12 protein-coding genes are annotated in these 17,476 nt (G+C 63.1%); 6 read left to right on the top strand and 6 right to left on the bottom strand.

Translation table 11 applies throughout. The annotated features are described in order from the left end of the window. Positions 1 to 263 precede the first annotated feature (263 nt). Both BAMB_RS32300 and BAMB_RS32295 read left to right on the top strand, forming a co-directional pair. On the top strand, positions 264 to 1,508 hold the full coding sequence (locus BAMB_RS32300; RefSeq protein WP_011661360.1) for a glycosyltransferase family 4 protein: 1,245 nt from the start codon (positions 264 to 266) through the stop codon (positions 1,506 to 1,508). Beyond that, positions 1,492 to 2,925: a hypothetical protein gene (locus BAMB_RS32295; protein WP_011661359.1), complete on the top strand. Its 1,434-nt coding sequence runs from the start codon at positions 1,492 to 1,494 to the stop codon at positions 2,923 to 2,925. The genes BAMB_RS32300 and BAMB_RS32295 overlap by 17 nt, the downstream gene beginning before the upstream one ends. On the opposite strand, the gene BAMB_RS32290 is transcribed toward BAMB_RS32295, so the two are convergent. From BAMB_RS32290 to BAMB_RS32265, 6 genes are all read right to left on the bottom strand, one after another. Next, a complete protein-coding gene (locus BAMB_RS32290; protein WP_232625477.1) occupies positions 2,837 to 4,066 on the bottom strand; it encodes an O-antigen ligase family protein in 1,230 nt (409 codons plus the stop codon). The genes BAMB_RS32295 and BAMB_RS32290 overlap by 89 nt on opposite strands. A 164-nt stretch (positions 4,067 to 4,230) precedes the next feature. Continuing rightward, entirely contained in the window at positions 4,231 to 6,576 is a 2,346-nt protein-coding gene (locus BAMB_RS32285; RefSeq protein WP_011661357.1) for a polysaccharide biosynthesis tyrosine autokinase, read from the bottom strand. A 171-nt stretch (positions 6,577 to 6,747) separates the two neighbouring features. Next, complete coding sequence (locus BAMB_RS32280) at positions 6,748 to 7,632, bottom strand: polysaccharide deacetylase family protein (RefSeq protein ID WP_082089718.1); 885 nt, start codon at positions 7,630 to 7,632, stop codon at positions 6,748 to 6,750. 79 nt (positions 7,633 to 7,711) lie between these two features. Continuing rightward, the gene (locus tag BAMB_RS32275) at positions 7,712 to 8,980 is read right to left on the bottom strand and encodes an NAD(P)-binding domain-containing protein (protein ID WP_011661355.1); all 1,269 of its coding nucleotides are present in this window, start codon (positions 8,978 to 8,980) and stop codon (positions 7,712 to 7,714) included. Next, positions 8,967 to 10,184: a carboxylate--amine ligase gene (locus tag BAMB_RS32270; RefSeq protein ID WP_011661354.1), complete on the bottom strand. Its 1,218-nt coding sequence runs from the start codon at positions 10,182 to 10,184 to the stop codon at positions 8,967 to 8,969. Before BAMB_RS32270 ends, BAMB_RS32275 begins: the two co-directional genes overlap by 14 nt. Before the next feature lie 406 nt (positions 10,185 to 10,590). After that, positions 10,591 to 11,871 carry a polysaccharide biosynthesis/export family protein gene (locus tag BAMB_RS32265; protein WP_011661353.1) on the bottom strand — a complete coding sequence of 427 codons (1,281 nt, stop codon included), beginning with the start codon at positions 11,869 to 11,871 and terminating at the stop codon, positions 10,591 to 10,593. 1,049 nt (positions 11,872 to 12,920) lie between these two features. Here BAMB_RS32265 and BAMB_RS32260 point away from each other — a divergent pair. From BAMB_RS32260 to BAMB_RS32245, 4 genes are all read left to right on the top strand, one after another. Beyond that, complete coding sequence (locus BAMB_RS32260; protein ID WP_011661352.1) at positions 12,921 to 13,766, top strand: thioesterase II family protein; 846 nt, start codon at positions 12,921 to 12,923, stop codon at positions 13,764 to 13,766. 155 nt (positions 13,767 to 13,921) lie between these two features. Next, positions 13,922 to 14,872 (top strand): UDP-glucuronic acid decarboxylase family protein, encoded by a 951-nt coding sequence (locus BAMB_RS32255; RefSeq protein ID WP_006751989.1) that lies wholly within the window; start codon positions 13,922 to 13,924, stop codon positions 14,870 to 14,872. Between the two features lie 193 nt (positions 14,873 to 15,065). Continuing rightward, positions 15,066 to 16,376 carry a diaminobutyrate--2-oxoglutarate transaminase family protein gene (locus BAMB_RS32250; protein WP_041491828.1) on the top strand — a complete coding sequence of 437 codons (1,311 nt, stop codon included), beginning with the start codon at positions 15,066 to 15,068 and terminating at the stop codon, positions 16,374 to 16,376. Between the two features lie 78 nt (positions 16,377 to 16,454). Beyond that, on the top strand, positions 16,455 to 17,453 hold the full coding sequence (locus tag BAMB_RS32245; protein WP_011661349.1) for a TauD/TfdA family dioxygenase: 999 nt from the start codon (positions 16,455 to 16,457) through the stop codon (positions 17,451 to 17,453). Positions 17,454 to 17,476: the final 23 nt, after the last annotated feature.

The raw sequence follows: 17,476 nt of genomic DNA, 5'->3' as shown, positions 1-17,476 counted from the left end.
CCTGCAACGTTTTTCATCGAATTGGGCATTCAAAAATGCCGCCTCGTCGTGCTTACCCTTGGCACGCCTCGTTTCTTTCACTGCTGGCATACCGCATGCTGAGAAGTGGATCGGGAAAATCCGGCGCGTATTCGTGAATCAATGGCGGCACCACTCGAAATCGATCCGTTCCGGATCGAAGCCATTCCATTCATCCATCGCGATGCGCGCCGCAATCATCGCGTCCTGATCCTGTGGCGGAACGGCACGCTCCGAGGCCTCTTATGCAAAGCAAGCGCGTGCTGATCGTGAACGACTACGATGCCTTCGGCGGGGCCGAGCAGGTCTATCGATTGTCGGTGGAGACGTTGCGGGAGATGCCCGAAGTCGTGGTCGAGAAATTCGACAAGGGCGATGTCGCGGAGGTGAGCCTGGCTGCCCATCCCGTATGGAACATTCGTGCCGCGCTGGCGCTGGACAGGACGATTCAGCGGTTCATGCCGGATCGCATCTGGGTCCACAACTATCACGGCTACATGTCTTCGTCGATTCTCGGCGTGATCAGGCGAAACAGGCAGCGGTTCGGCTACAGGACCTACCTGACCTGCCACGACTACCACCTCGTGTTTCATAACCCGCTGATGCTCTATTACCCACGCGGGCGCGTGGTGCCGGTCGCGCTCGATGATATCGGCACGCTGCGTCCGCTGATGACGCGCTCGAGCCCGCGCGGCTTCGTCTACGACACGCTCAGGAAAATGCACTGGCTGGCCATGGACCGGCTGACCGATCCGCGCAGCGCCTTCGATCTGTTCCTGTGCCCGAGCGTGTTCATGCGCGAAGCGTTGCGCCGGCGCGGCATCACGAACAGCGTGTTCTTTCCCAACCCCGTCGCGATTCCGGAATGTCATCCACGGCGCGCCGGCCGACGCGATTCAGGCCTGCAACTCGCGTTCATCGGGCGAATTTCGGCGGAAAAGGGCATCGGCCAGTTCCTCGAGCTGCTGGCGGCCACGCAATTTCACGGCGTGCGGTGCATCACGCTGTTCGGCGACGGTCCCGACAGACGCCGGCTGGAAAGCCAGTACGCTTCGCTGATCGACGCAGGACGTGTGTCGTTTGCGGGCAGTCTGCCGCACGCCGAGCTGTTTCCGCGTGCGCGCGGGCTCGACGCGCTGGTGCTCCCGTCGATTTGCGGCGAGAACGCGCCGCTGGTGATCGTCGAAGCGGCCGCGCTCGGCATGCCGATCCTCGTTCATGATCTCGGCAGCATGTCGACCTTCGGTGACGAAATCGGCAACAAGATCAAATACTCGGCGAACCCGGCCAGCCTCACGGCAGCACTCGATGCGCTCGCCGATCATCTCGCGAACGCGCAGCTGTCGTACGACGTGGGCTTGTACACGAAGTCGCGTTACGCGTGCGAGGTGATGCGTCATTTGTCGCTCGGCGAGCCGAACACCGAACTGCTCCCCGAAGCGCGCGATCCAGTCGCGAACGGAGCGCACGCCCATGTGCCGTCCCATTGAAATGACGCGCGCGGCGCGCGGCGCGTGCGTTGCGTTTGCGCTGGCGATACTGGGAAACGCGCTGCCGGCATGGAGCGGCACCGATACGAATCCTGCGCCGCGCACGTCGCCGGCGCGACACCGGATCACGGAGCTGATCGGCGCCAATGGATGGTCGGGCTCGGACGAAGATATTCCGTACTGGCAACGCATGGGCCTTCGCTGGGGACGCGATTCCGTCGGCCCGGGTCAGCCCGGCCCGCACGACGGCCGGATCGATATTGACCGGACCGGCCCGAGCTACGGCGCGGAATTGCCGCCGATCCTGTTGCGCAACAATCGCAACGGCATCAAATCCCTGCTGTTCGTCGGCTATACCCCCGCATGGAATGCGTCCGTGCCCGGAGACGGGTTTTCCGCGCCGAAGGACGTCGCGGTGTGGGAACGGTATGTCGAGGCCGTCGTGAAGAAGTATTCGGCCCCGCCGTACAACGTCAAGTACTTCCAGATCTGGAACGAGGCGGCGGGCCCGCTTTCGGGCGGCTCGCCTCAAGCGTCGTTCTGGCATGGACCGGGCAACAACCGCAATCCGGCGCTGGCCCGCCCGTACCCCGACGCGATGCGCGACTATGTCGAGCGGATTCACATACCGGCCGCCAGAATCATCCGCAAGTATCACGCGTACGTCGTCTACGGCGGCTGGCCCGACCAGGGCGGCCTCGACAACTACATGCGCTGGCTCGAATACACCAGCCCTACCGCTCACGCGCGAATGCTCGATTGGGTCGACTATCTCGACGTCCATTATCTCGGCCTCGACAGCCTCGACCGGCTTTACCAGCGCTACGTCGCCACCGGCAAGGTGCGCGGCTTGTGGCAGACCGAGATGGGCGATACCTACATCGACAATCCGAATTACCTGCCCACGTACTTTTTCGATCTTGCCGCGTGGGCGCTCGACCGGAATTGGGACGACCCCGACAAGTACGTGTCGATGATCTATCACTGGGACGGCAGCGAGCCGTACCGGCTCACGCATCGCGGGTCGACGCGCGTCTATAACGCGTCCGGGCGCTCGCTGATCACGCTCAAATCCGTCCTGTCGGGCCCGCTCGCAGCGTTTCATCACCGGATCGAATTCAGCCCCGAACTGTCGGGCAACGCGCTGATCTCCGGCGACAGCATCGTGTTCCAGGTCGGCGGTACGCCAGGGCGCAGATGGCTTTCGGTCGACGGCCTGCCGGCACCGGCCTCGGGCCGGTTTCGCATCGATTACGTCGATGCCATCCTCGGCACGCCGATTCCGGAACCGCGTCTCGTGTCGTCCTGGGCCGGCGGTCACCTCTCGATCAGCTTCTACGTACCGGAGCCGCGACCCGGCGCTGACGACAAACCGTGCCCGTGCCTTGGCTATCTCGTCGTGACGCCGCTGCCGTAAGCGCCACGCCGCGCGGAGCGGCACGCGCCACTTTTGCTGCCCCACCCGCGCGCCGCACGCGCCACGACAGCAGCAACGACACGACCAGCGCAAGAATCAGGACATTCGACGGCGTGGTCAGGCGGTGCTCCGTCGTGCCCATCGCGAGCAGGCACACCGATGACAACTCGACGAACGTATACGCGCCGACACTGCTGCGGCGCGCAGGCAGCGTCGATGCGGCGCCTTCCACTGCCCATTTGACGAGATGCCAATAGAAGGCGAGCATCAGCGCGAGACCGATCACGCCCAGCTCCGCGGCGATATGCAGGTAGGAATTGTGTGCATGCGCATCGGTATGGAGCACGGTGACGTCCCGCGGCTGGCCGACCACACCGAAATAGTTCACGACGTCATGCACTTCGTCGTCGAACGACCCGACACCCATCCCGATGATCGGGCTTGCCTCGAAATACGCCAATGCCCGCGGCCACAGCCATCCGAAGCGCACGTCCACGTTGGCCGTTTTCGCGTCCACATCCCGCACCGTGTGCTCGTGGGCCATGTAGTCGACTGCCGATTGCGTGTGGTTCCAGGCCGCGCCGAAGGAGAACGCCACTGCCGCGGCCATCAGCACCGCCACCAACCAGCGCTTGCGGCCCAGCAATAGATACGCGATTGCGGTCGCCATCCCCAGCATCGATCCGCGACTGTAGGTGGAAAACACGAACATCGCGTTGAGGACGAGCAACCCGAGCACGAGCTTGTCGTGGCGCTTCACGTAGCAGGCCAAGCCGAGACAGAACAGCATCGCGAGGAAACCGCCGGCGGCGTTACGGGCAATGAAGTAGCTGCCGAACGAGTCGTTGGCGTTCGAAAATATCGCCAACAGGCCGTTTTGCGCGACATAGACGGCATAGGGCGGCAGGTTCGCGAGCACGGCAAACACGAAGAAGCGTCTCAGCGCCTTGTCGAGATCCAGATCATGCGAATACAGGCAACCGGCAAGAATCGGCGCATAGGACACGAAGAAGTTGCCGTCGTGGCGGTAGAAATCGTACGACAGCAATGCTTGCGGGTCGTAAAGCAGCGTCGAGCCCAACGCCAACAGCCCGAAGACGGACAAGCAGGTCACGAACGGCGGATAACGCCGGTCGAACAAGCGCCACGCGCAGAGGCAAATCGGCGCGAAGCCGATCGCACTGACCGGGATGAAGTTCGTGATGCTGAAAAGCAGCGCGATGAGCGTGATGTAGACCACGGCAAGCAGCTCGAATGGTGTCGGATAGTGTTTTCACCGGCGCCCTCGGGGCGCCGGCGACGTCGTTAGTTGATTTGCCACCTGGCCGGCTCGTCGGCGATATAGGCGCTCGTGTATTGGTAAAGGCGCTTGTCGCTGCGCCGGATCGCGACGGCATTGAACACCGGGCCGATCACCCGCGCGCCTGCCCGCTCGAGCCGGCTCAGCGTTTCCTCGATCTCGCGCTCGGTCTGCACGTTGGCACGCAGCACGAGAATCGTCGCGTCGGCGCTGCCCGCTGCCATCGACGCATCGCTGACGGCCAGCACCGGCGGCGAATCGACGATGACGAAGTCGAAACTGGCACGGAACTCGTTCAGCAATTCGTTCATCCGCGGCGTCGACAGCAATACCGACGGATTGGCGGTATACGGCCCCGTCGAGATGAACGACAACCTGTCGTCGATGATCGGCCGAATCGCCTGACGTGCTTCGATGTGCCCGGCCAGCAGATCGGCAAGACCGCATGCGCGCGGCTGCCCGAAGCGAGCGGCGAGATTGCCGCGCCGCAAGTCGGCGTCGATCAACAGCACCCGACTGCCCGTTTCCGCCAGGAGCACGGCAAGGTTGGACGCGACGAAGCTCTTGCCAGTCGACGGCGTCGGGCTCGTGATCACCAGCACCTTGCTGGGCACGTCCGCCATCTCGCTGACGACCGCGGTGCGCACGCAGCGCAGCGCCTCGACCGACACATCCTGAGGGCACCGCATCGCCAGCAGCGTGGCGCGCAAGTCGCACACCGGCGGCGCGGCTTCATCCGGGACGCCTGCACGTCCGTCCGGAATACGGGGAGCCGACGCATCGCCGCACGCATCCGGCTCGCGTTGCGTTGCATCGACCTGCTGCAGGCAACGCGAGAGCCTGACCTGTTCTTCGCTGAACGGGATCACGCCCAGACCGGATAGCCGGAAGCGCCGCTCGACGGCAACCGGATCCTCGATCTTCGACGAGAACCGGCGCGGGACGGTGACGAACAACACGCCGCACATGAGCCCCAGCACGCCGCCGATGGGGATGATGAAGGCGCTCTGCGGCTTGATCGGCGCCGCGGGTCGCACGGCGGCATCGAGAATGTGCGCGTTGCCGATCGTGCCGGCACGCGTGACCGACAACTCGTTTGCCTTGCCGACCATTGCCACGTAGATCTGCTCGGCCACTTTCGCATCGCGTGTCAGATCGGCCGACTGGCGCGCGGCGGCAGGCATGCTGGCAAAGCGGGCCTCGAAATTGCGCTTCGCCATGTTGAGCTGGCCGAGCTGCTGATCGATAGTCCGGACTTGCGCGCTCTCCGTCGTGAAACGCTCGAGCATTTGCGTGCGCTGAATCGAGAGCGTCGCGATCTGTCGGTCGAAGTCCATGATCCCTTGCAGGTAGACCTGGCTCTCGCTGGCCGGCTGCAGCGAAGCGGTCGTCGCCTGATGCTTGGTGAGCTTGTCTTCCGCCTCCTTCATCTCGGTACGCAGGCGCGGCAGCTCGCCGTTGACGAAGGCCAGCATCCGGGTGGCCTCGTCCTGACGGTATGCAATATGCGAGGCCATGTAGTTCTGCGCGATATCGTTGGCGACCGCGGTGGCACGCGCGGGGTCGGCACTCTCGTAGGAAACCTTGATGAGGCCGGTATCCGCGCCCTGCTCGCTCACCCGCAGATCGCGCAAGAAGCGCTGCATGGCGTCGATGTCGTTATAACGGACGACGCCGAAGCGCATCCCCGAGTGCGCCACCAGTTGCGTAATCCGGATCCGCACGCCATTGCCGGTCGCCTCCTTGCCCACCGTCCCTTCCACCAGCACCCGTCCATTCGGATCGGCAAGGCGATAGCCGCCATGTTGCAGCGCGATCAATTGCAGGTCCTTGCTCTCGAGACTGGCCGGCACATCCAGGACGGCAATATCGGCTCGTTCTCCGCCCCAGCCGTAGTCGCTCAGTCCCAGCCAGGGCGCGGCGAGCTGGCCGGGCGTCGCAAATCGCTCGGCAATCTGGCCGAGCACCGGGACTGTGCGCGGCGTAACGGACACGAACAACCGGTATTGCTCGATGATCGGCGTCAGCACCGAGCGGCTGCGGATGATTTGTATTTCGGTCTGGCTCAGCTGCGCCATGGGCGTGGCTGGCTGCTGCTGGGTCTGCGCGGTCGGCTGCGCAGCGATGCTCAGCCCGCCGGAATTCGATCGATCGACCTGCAGAATCGCATCGGCGGAGTAAACGCGCGTGGCGAACACGCAGTAAAGGCTCGCCGCGATCGTCACCGCCGCGGTGATGAGGATGACGGTCCAGATGTTGTCGATGACGAAACGCATCATCTCCTTCGGAGACGAACCGCCGGTTTCATCGCTGGCATCGATCGTCCCCATTTCAAGCTGTCGGGCAATCATGTCGAATACTCCTTACGCACGACTCTTTCGAAATCCGAAATATCCGCAAGCGACGTCGTTCGTCTTGCGATATCCGTAGTCTGTCATCGGCCGGCGCCGTGTATGTTCACCAGCGCACATTGCACGTTCCATATCGGCGCGCGCTCGCGTATCGACAGGGTCGCGGCCGGATCAGAACTGGGGAAAATGCCCGCGCAAACCGCCGCCCTTGCGCAGATAACCCAAAAACGGCGGGATGCCCGTCAAATTGCAGATGAACCACCGGAGCGATGCGCGATCGTCGATGATGATGGTTTTCAGACGAAACGCGTCGCTACGGTGATCGTTCCAGCCGACATCGCAGGTTCGCGCGCTCTTGTACCCCGCCGCCTTCAGCAGATTGATTTCCCGCTTGCCGTAATTGCCGTTCGGATAGGCGAAGTGTTCGCAACGGTTGCCGGTCAACGCCTCGACTTCACGCCGGGATTCGATGATTTCCGCTTTGCATTCGCTGTCGCCGCAGCGCGTCAGTATCGGGTGAAAGCGCGTATGCGCCTGAAAATCCACGAATGGGCGCATCGCTTCGAGCTGTTGCAGGTTCAGCCCTGTCGGCTCGTCGTCGCCATCCTGGTCAAAGCCGTGCACACGTAGCTCGGCGAGGCGTTGATCGTTCGCGAGGCGCTTCAGGCGCTCGACGCCAAGCCGCTCCGCGGCGGGATGCAACCACCAGTGTCTGCGCGGCCGGCAGACAATGCGGCTGCACAGGAAAATCGTCGGCCGCACCTGGTGCTTGATGAAGATCGGCAGCAGGCGGGCATTCCCCGCCAGTCCGTCGTCAAACGTGATGGCCGCGCGCGGACGCCCGTTCCCCGGCAAACCGCGTGCGTCGAGCGGCACGAGATCGCAGATGGTTTTCAGGTAGGTGAGGTGCCGATCCAGCGTCGCCGGATCGGGGTCGTGGTAGAGCAGGATCGCCACTCGATCGCGCCATAGCAACACGCGAACGATATGGTCGATGCCGAACAGCATCACACATCGCGAAAGGATCTCTCTCAACATTGCTTTACCCGAGATCATCGTCGACTCTCCGTATCGTTGCATTCGAGCAACCGATTCGAATGGTTTCGTTCAGCAACGGTGCGCTGGTGCCGGTTTCCTATAACGAACCGTCTCGCTCGCTCGTCGGCTCGAGGAGTTGGCCCGCCGCGTCGCGCCATCCGATCTTCGCCGTCTCGCTTCGGTGCGCGTTGCCGATGTGCAATGCCACGTGCGGAGCGGCGTGTTTTGCCCCGTAGACGAAACGCATCACCGGACCAAAGGATTGCGCGGAAGCCGGGCCGATCACGTAAAGCCCGCGCACCGTCGTCTCGAAGTGACTCGTCAGCTCCGGCCCGCCGCTGAAGAGTGAAATCGAATCCATGATTTCTTTCGAAATGAACGTGTGCCGCGTCATGTCGGTCTTGAATCCGGTGGCGACAATGACATGCGAAGCCGTGACGGTCGACTCTCCGTTCCCGTTCGCGACCCGCAGCGCCACCTTGTCGTCATCGATTGCCGCGCTTCGTACTTCCGTGCCGACGGCGATCGGGATTTTGTCGACGACGCGATCATGCAGCCACCACGCGCCGGACGGCCCATGCAATCGCTCGATGAGATGCTTGCGCAATCGCGGGCTCAGCGCGTGAAAGATCTGCGGATATTCGCACAGCACATGCGTTCGCCAGCCACGGCCCAGGCCTGCGTCCGGACTCCGCATTTTCGACACGAACGAGCGCTCGGTTTCCGGCGTCGGATTCCAGTCCACCGACTGATCTCGCACCAGCACGCGAACGCTTGCGCCCACTTCGTTCAGCAGTGCAGCCAGCCCGAGCGCCGATTGCCCGCCACCGACGATGACGATGTCCCGTCCGGCGGCCCACGTCAGGCTGCCGTACTTTTCGGAATGCGACACGTAGGTATCCGGCAATCCCTGCAGCGCCGGCGGTGTGTGGGCAAATCCCTTGAGGCCCAGCGCCATCACCACCCTGCGCGCGTCCAGCGTGCTGCCGTCGCTCAGGCTCAGGTTGAAGCCATCGTCGCTGCGGCGCAGGTCGACGACTTCGACCGGCCGGGTCTCGGCGGCCAGCGTTGATTGGAACCAAAGCCCGTAGTCGACGAAGGTTTCCAATGTCAGCTTCATGCCCACCGGCTGATACGGGATGCCCTTCACCCGGCAATAGTCCTTCAGCGTATAGCCGCGTCGCGGCGCACAGAGATTCGAAGCAAATGCCTCCGAACGCATGAGCATGCCGGGCGGCATGTAGTTTCGCCACGCGCACATCGGCTGACCGAGGATTTGATGCGGCACGCCGGCGGCCTTCAGATGTGTCGCGAGCGACAAGCCGTACGGACCTGCGCCAATAATTACCGTGTCAGTCGATGGCATTCTTTGCCTCCCTGAGTATTTGTCGAGCAATCCGCGTACGCTTTTTTTCCCGCCATCCTCTGACGACGCGGCGCAGAGGACCGATCGCGCAGTAAAACTGCAACGCGGGCAACGGATCGTTCCAACGGAAGTAGCCGTCGATCATCCTCGTATCGGCACCCGTCAGGCGGGGCGGAGGCCGGTCGAGGAAGGTCGCGCGCCACGCGACCGCTGCATGATGCGTTCGAGCGGGCAATGGCGGAAAGCCGAGTTCGTATCGATACGCGGCCGCGGGAATATTGACCCCGCACAGCGTCGCGATTTCCTCCTGCCAGTCCGTCCTGCCGACGGTCGGCTCGATCATCACGAATTCCTTGTAGTTGTCGTCCCATTTGTATTCCATGCTGCCCATGCCCACCATGCCCGCGCGCTCCGCGAAGTCCAGCGTCATCGGCTCGAGGACATCGCGCGCTTCATCCGCGGCGACGCAAATCGCCGTATTGCCGATGTCGGGAGGATCGCTCAGGATCTTGCGGCCGGTGAACACGCTGACGACTTCCCCGCCCGCTCCGCGATAGAAGAGTGTGAAATGGATATTGCTGCCCGGCCCCTCGATCCATTCCTGCGCGACGATGCCGCCCGGTGAACTGAGCATGACGACCGCGTGTTCACGCGCCTCGCTCAACGTCCGCACGCGCACCGCCCGGTCCTTCTTCCCCGTCAGCACGTAGCGCTTGTCGTCGGGCTTCAGCACGCACGGAAAGCGCAGCTCGGCGAGCAGGCCGAGGTCGGCCTGAGTCTGCAGAATGACGGAGCGCGGAACCGGGAACCCGTGCTGCCACGCAAATTCATGAAACGACGACTTGTTGCTCATGAGCTTGACGTTGCGATCCTCGGGTAGACAGAAGCAGAACCATTTCGCCAGCTCCTCGCGGTTCTCGGAAACGGAATGAACGGCATCCTCATCCGTCAGCAGGAGCACCGGGGGACGCTCGAACATCGCGCCGAGACGCGCCATGTCGTCGACAAACTTGCGCCCCACGAAGCTTCGGATCAAATGCCCGCGGACATGGCGCGACCACAAGGCCGGCCCGATTCGTTTGCAATCCACCGCGACGATCGGAACCCGCTCGCGGGCGAGCGAGCGGACAACGCCCAGCCCGTTGAGCGAGCACCCGACCACGACAACCGCGACCTTCTGGTCAGAATCGTATGCGTGCGACATGGAAACGTCTCCATCGATTGTGTCTTTGATACGCCGAATCCCGTCGGCACCCTTTCGTGTTCGTCAAAGCCCGGCATGCGCATCGATCGACGGGGAAACGCCTTCGTGCGCATCGGCAAATGGCCCGGACTCGATGAATCGAATCAGGTGACGCATCTCAAGGAAGAAGGTTATGCGCACGTGGCCTCCGTTACGGTGTGTTAGAGCACACTCGCATACGAGCGGCGATGCGAGACCAAGGCTTGAGAGATTCATCGATATAGGTGTATGAGCAACCAATGGCATGACGCGTACGCTTCGTGGTTCCAACAACATGATCGATGGGATGGACGCGATCATTCAGCGCGCCGCCAGGACGGCGCGCTGAATGATCGGAAAACGAAGGGTTACAGAGTCCCGCCCGCCGTCAGTACGCAGCGTTTCGACCGGTGGCGAGGGTCTGCGCGCTCGGCAGCAGCATGTTGATGACGCGGCTCCAGCGAACGAGCGGCGACGCATCGACGAACACGACATCGTTCGGCTTCAGTTCGAAGTCGTTGGCCAGCGCCATTGCGACCGGCGATCGCGCGTCGAGATGGAAAATTTCCGGTTTGCCAGGACGCTTGTTGCGCACGACATACACCTGCCCGGCATCGCCCGAGTATTGGCTGACCCCACCGGCGGACCCGAGGGCCTCGTTCAGCGACAGCCGTCCGTTGTTGAGCGGCAACGAGGTCGCGCGCCCGACTTCGCCCAGCACGAACACCTTTCGGTCGTTCACGGAGTACACGCGCACGAGGTCGCCATCGCGCAGCAGGATCTTGTCCGGATTGATGCCCTTTTCGATCATCGCGGCGATGTCGACGACGGCGGTATCGTCGCCACGCGTCACCGCGACCGCCGCACGATCGCCGTTCGCGGTAAAGCCGCCCGCCCGGTTGATCGCCTCGGGCAACGTCATCGGCAGGTCGTTGAGGATCTGGATGCCCGGGTTGCGCACTTCTCCGTCGAGATAGACTCGCTTGCTGCGATATGCCTGTATGCGCAGCGTCACCTGCGGGTTGCGGATGTAGCGAGCGATCTTCGACGCCAGCAGGTCGCGCGCTTTCATCTCGGTCAGGCCGCTCAGCTTGATCGGGCCGGCATAGGCAAATTGCACGTTGCCACCGGAATCGACCGTATAGCCGGCGACGACCGAGTTCGATCCGGCTGCGTCCGCGCCGGCGCCGATCGTCGGGGGCGGCATGTTGAGCTCCGGATGATCCCAGACGACGATGCTCAACACATCGCCGGGACCGAGCGTATAGGGGCCGGGCCGGGCAAACAGTTTGCGCACTTTGGTGGGAATGCCCGGTTCGACGGCGGCGCGTTCGGTACGGATCAGCTCGTCATTGATCTCGATCAGCGAGCCCGCCGGGGCCGAATCGCGTCCGGATGCAGCCGAGCCCTTCCCGCCGGTGCCTCTGGCATCGTGGACCGCGCGCGACGCGTCGCCAAACCGTGCGGTGGTCGCGGCGCCCCCTGCCGAACTGTCGCTGAAGCTCATGCCCGGCGCCAGCGTGCATCCGTTCAGCACGATCGCCGCGATGGTCAGGACCGCCAGCCACGACGTGCTCGCCGCCACGGCGGCCACTGGCCGACAAGCAGCCGTCCTGTCGCCGGATTCAAGCCCCGGCGCCTTCGCCCGTTCACGTCGATTAGGTAACATCGCGTCATACCTCTTCGTATCGAGGCAGCAATGCACGGGCACCGCTGCCGAGGTTGCGTGTATGGGGGCACCGGCCGTTCATACGATCGCAAGAGCCGCAGCGTTCCGCGCAATGCAGTGCGAACGCGTGAGCGCCCACCCTTCAGAGGGCGAACCGCTGCCATGCAGGCACAGCGCTGATATGCGTCGGCGTTGGCCTTACCTCCGAGCGCCAGCGAGAAGCGTGCCACCCATCGGAAATCCAGCCCCTTTGAGGGACACCGGGCGGCGCGCACGAGAATCGCGACGCAAAAACGCGATTTCGTTTCAAATTTGCTACGCGCCGCGTCAGGTTCGCACTGATTTCCCGGACCGGAGGGGGCCGTTTGCGCGCGCGGCTCCGCGCGGCGAACAGGCCGTGCAACGGACGGCAGAGCCGACAACCGACTCTCATCCACAACCGTTGCACATGCACGCGTCGGATGCCACCCGACATGCGGACTGCGATACGCACGGCCGCGCAACGCACCGGGACCGACTCCGATGTATCCGCGCTGAAACAAGAGCGGGTGTTTCCCTACGTGTTTCCCCGCCCGAGTCGGCACGGCGCGCGCTGCGCAAGGTGCGCCCGTTCGTCATTACCGTCCTCGCATCAACGCGAGGGGCCGCTCAGGTTTCCGTGTACCGCTGACGCGATCTCGACTTTGGACCGAGATTTGCGTCGAAGGCGACTGCCATGGTCTGACCGACAGCCTGCTCAGGCGATACGGATGGATCGCCAAGCCGAGCATGTGATGTGCGTATGACGTCAGGGGCAGACATTTTCGACTCCGCGCGTCCCCTTTTCCTACGACATACATTCACGCGGCCGCATGTTTAACTCATGCCAGAGCGGATCGGGCGTATTCCGGATCCGAGCGGCGCGCACCGTGAATTTTCATGACGCAAGTCGATGCTTCCATGCGTTGCGTCGTGCTCGACGCACCGCCCTTGTAGCGTTGACGAACCGGCCATCGGAGCATGAACCTGCGCGCGCCTGGCTGTCGCGCCCGTTTCTCTCCACGTGAAGAATGCCGACGCATCGTCATGGCAACAATGACTGGAACTTGAATGGTGAAAAACGCCGAACACGTGAATTCCCGCAGCGCGATCTCCCGCGCGCGGGCAGCAAGCGAGCCGCTCGAGTCCCTGCTCGCATGCGCCTGATCTGTTTTCCCTATGCGGGCGGCTCGGCCGCCGTTTATCGTGCGCTGCAAGCGTTGTTGCCCGGCATCGAAGTGTGCCGTCATGAACTTGCAGGCCGGGGCAGCCGCCTGTCCGAGCCTGCCGCGCGAGACATGTCGACGCTGATCGACGCGTTGCTGTGCGACCTGGACAACTGCTTCGATCGTCCCTTCGCACTGCTCGGACACAGCATGGGCGCGGCTATCGCCGTCGAACTGGCGCTGCGGCTTCCCGCCCGGGCGCGACCGAATCTGCGGCATCTGTTCGTGAGCGGGCGCGCCGCACCGGGCAGGGAGCGACCGGTTCGACAGATGCAGGCGCTGGACGACCGCGCCTTCGTCGATGCACTGCACGAGATGGGCGGCACACCGAAGCCGGTGCTGGACAACAGCGAACTGATGGCGCTGCTGATGCCGGCGCTGCGTGCGGATTTCACGCTGATCGAAAACTACCGGCCCGTGCCCGGGCGCAGGCTCGCGGTGGACATCACCGCGTTCGCGGGCCGCGCGGATGAACACGCCCCCGTTGATGCCGTTGCAGGCTGGGGCGCGGAGACGACCGGGCACTTCGATTTTCATGTGATCGAAGGCGATCATTTCTTTATGAGAAGCGAAATGCGGACGATGGCCGGCATCATCGCGGCACGCCTGCGGCGCACGGAACACGTTGCGTGGAGCGCACTGCAAGCATGACGGGCCGATCCTCGTGACCGGCGTGCCGGCCGGTGCCGTGATCGTCGAATGAAGAGGCTCGCGCGTTATCGGCTTCCATGCCGGCGCCGCGGGCCGGTCAAGCATGCGTGGAGGCCACGCGTCGCTTCCTTGCGCGCGATACTTGGAGTGCAATTGTGCAACGTAATCGAAAACGAATCCTCGTGACAGGTGGCGCGGGTTTCCTCGGTTCGCATCTTTGCGAGCGGCTGGTCGAACTCGGTCACGACGTATTGTGCGTCGACAACTATTTCACCGGCACGAAGCAGAACGTGGCCGCACTGCTCGGCAACCCGAGCTTCGAGGCGCTACGCCACGACGTGACCTTTCCGTTGTACGTGGAGGTGGACGAGATCTACAACCTCGCCTGTCCGGCTTCGCCGATCCATTATCAATTCGATCCCGTGCAGACCACCAAGACCAGTGTGATGGGCGCGATCAACATGCTGGGGCTCGCCAAGCGCACGCATGCACGCGTGCTGCAAACCTCGACGAGCGAAGTGTACGGCGATCCCGACGTACATCCGCAACCGGAGAGTTACCGCGGCAACGTCAACCCCCTTGGGCCGCGCGCCTGCTACGACGAAGGAAAACGTTGCGCGGAGACGCTGTTCTTCGACTATCACCGCCAGCAAAACGTGCGAATCAAGGTGGTCCGCATCTTCAACACGTACGGGCCGCGCATGCATCCCAATGACGGCCGCGTGGTGTCCAACTTCATCGTGCAGGCGCTGCGCGGCGAGAACATCACGCTGTATGGCGACGGCAGCCAGACCCGGGCGTTCTGCTATGTCGACGACATGGTCGACGGTTTGATCCGGATGATGGCCTCGCCCGCTGACCTCACCGGCCCGATCAATCTCGGCAATCCGCACGAGATCGCGATCAGCGAACTCGCGCAGATCATTTTGCGCCTGACCGGCTCGAAGTCGCGGCTCGTATTCCGTCCGCTGCCGAAGGATGATCCGACACAACGCTGCCCCGATATCGGCCTCGCACGCGCCCACCTCGACTGGGCGCCGACGGTCGGGCTCGAAGCGGGGCTGCGGCGGACCATCGACTATTTCCGCTCGACCGTGCCGGCTTGACGGCGCGTCCAAAAACCACGCGTCGATGGTTGAGAGGCGATTTCATGACGTAGTGACGTTGCATTGCCTGTGTCCCATTTTTACGTGACAGACGTGACATGGAGGACATGCTCCAATCACGCCATTGGCCGGGATGAAGCGATTCCCGTGCGCCAGTGTCCATCAATCCGCCTCGCAAGCCGGCTCTCCGCGCATGGAAAAACTCGAGTATCTGAAGCATGTCGAATCGAAGGCACGGACCTACGCGACATCTTTCCCACGGCTGTTTACCCATGCCAAAGGCATACGCGTACGCGACTCCGACGGGCAGGAATACATCGACTGTCTGTCGAATGCAGGTACGCTCGCGCTCGGACACAATCACCCGGAAGTCAATGAGGCCGTCATGCGGTTTCTGTCGTCCGATCAAATGCAGCAGGCACTCGACCTGGCAACGCCGGCGAAGCACGCGTTCGTCGAGAAGCTTTTCTCGCTCCTGCCCGGGAAGATCGCCGAATCCGGCAAGATCCAGTTTTGCAGCCCCAGCGGCGCGGATGGCGTCGAAGCGGCTGTCAAGCTGACCAAGCACTATACGGGCCGCTCGACGATCATGGCGTTCCACGGCGCCTACCACGGCATGACGGCCGGCGCACTCGCCGCATCGGGAAATCTCACGCCCAAATCGGCCGGCGGCAATGGACGCGACGTTCATTTCCTGCCGTATCCCTATGTGTTTCGCTGCCCGTTCGGCACCGATGGCTCGGCGACCGATCAACTCAGCATCAACTACATTCGGACCGTCCTGTCCGATCCCGAGAGCGGGATAACCAAACCGGCGGCAATCATCGTCGAAGTCGTGCAAGGCGAAGGGGGCTGCATCCCCGCTTCCGACGCCTGGTTGATCGAATTGCGCGAACTGACGCTTCGGCATGAAATTCCGTTGATCGTCGACGAAGTGCAGACCGGGCTCGGTCGAACCGGCGCCCTGTTCGCCATCGAACATTCCGGCATCCGGCCGGACGTACTGGTGTTGTCGAAAGCATTCGGCGGCGGCTATCCGTTATCGGTGGTGGTCTATGACGAGCGCCTGGACACCTGGCCGCCCGGCGCGCACGCCGGCACCTTTAGAGGCAACCAGATTGCGATGGTGGCCGGCTTGTCGACCATGCACATCGTCGAACGGGACGGCCTGTCGGCGCACGCGGACAGAGTGGGCAAACTGCTGGTTGCCGGCCTCGAAGGGTTGGCCGAACGCTTCCCGTGTCTCGGCCAGATACGCGGCCGCGGCCTGATGATCGGCGCTGAAGTCGTCATACCCGGCACGAACGGCCAAACCGGCCCGACCGATGCAGCACGGGCGAAAGCCATCAAGGCGAACTGCCTGCGAAACGGACTCGTGATCGAAACCGGCGGCCGCAACGGCGCGGTGCTCAGGTTCCTGCCGCCGCTGGTCGTATCGGAAGCGGATATCCACGAAATTCTCAATCGCTTCGAGCATGCCGTGGAAACAGCCTGCCGTGCCTAGCCGCACCGCGGCGCGACCCCTGCAGGCCGACCGGTCCGGGTTGCGCCGCGATCCTCGTTCAGAAAAGGACCATTGACGATGCTGGGCATGACGGAACGCAAGCTGCTTGCCGAGGGGAGCTCTCCGTGGCTGCTGGAGCCTGCGTCGAACGCACGCGCGAACGGGCACGATCTCGTGCTGGCGGTGAACGACAACCGGGGGGAACTCGAATCCCGGCTTCTGGAACATGGTGCGCTGCTGTTTCGTGGCTTCGACGTGTCATCCGTGGGCGGCTTCGAAGCGTTTGCCGACGCGATTTCGGCCCATAAGTCCGACTACGTCTATCGTTCCACGCCGCGCACCTCGATCGGCAACGGCATCTTCACCGCAACCGAGTATCCGCCGAGCGAGACGATCGCACTTCATTGCGAAAACGCGTATCAACGCACCTGGCCGCTGAGAATTGCATTCTGTTGCCTGACGCCGGCCACGACCGGCGGCGAAACGCCGATTGCCGACATGCGGGAGGTGAGCCGCAGGATCGGGCCGCGCATCATGGAGCGCTTCGAGGCGAAACGGGTGCGCTACGTCAGGCACTACCGGCGGCATGTCGACATTCCGTGGGAAACCGTCTTTCAGACCGGCGACCGCAGCGAGGTTGCGACCTTCTGCGCGGACAACGACATCGAACTCGAATGGCTCGACGACGACACGTTACGCACCGTACAGATCAATCAGGGCGTGGCCTACCATCCGGTCACCCGCGACAGGGTGTTCTTCAATCAGGCACATCTGTTCCATATCTCGAACCTGGAAGCATCGCTCGCCAGTTCGATCGTCAGCCTGTTCGGCACTGACCGAATTCCGCGCAACGCGTGCCATGGCGACGGGAGTCCGTTCGATCTCGCCGACATCGAGCAGATCCGCAACGCGTTCCGCGAATGCGCGATCACGTTTCCATGGCAACGAGGCGACGTGCTGCTGGTCGACAACATGCGCTTCGCGCATGGCCGCAACCCGTTCGAAGGCGAGCGCAAGGTCGTCGTGTCCCTGCTGGACCCGTACTCCCCCGACATCGAAGGAATGGCCGGTCGTTAGCAGGGCCGCGCGCGCAAATTAAA

The sequence above is a fragment of the Burkholderia ambifaria AMMD genome, from assembly GCF_000203915.1.
GTDB classification, from domain to species: Bacteria; Pseudomonadota; Gammaproteobacteria; order Burkholderiales; family Burkholderiaceae; genus Burkholderia; species Burkholderia ambifaria.
Note: the sequence above shows the minus strand (reverse complement) of the source record. Positions and strands in the feature narration are given on the sequence as shown.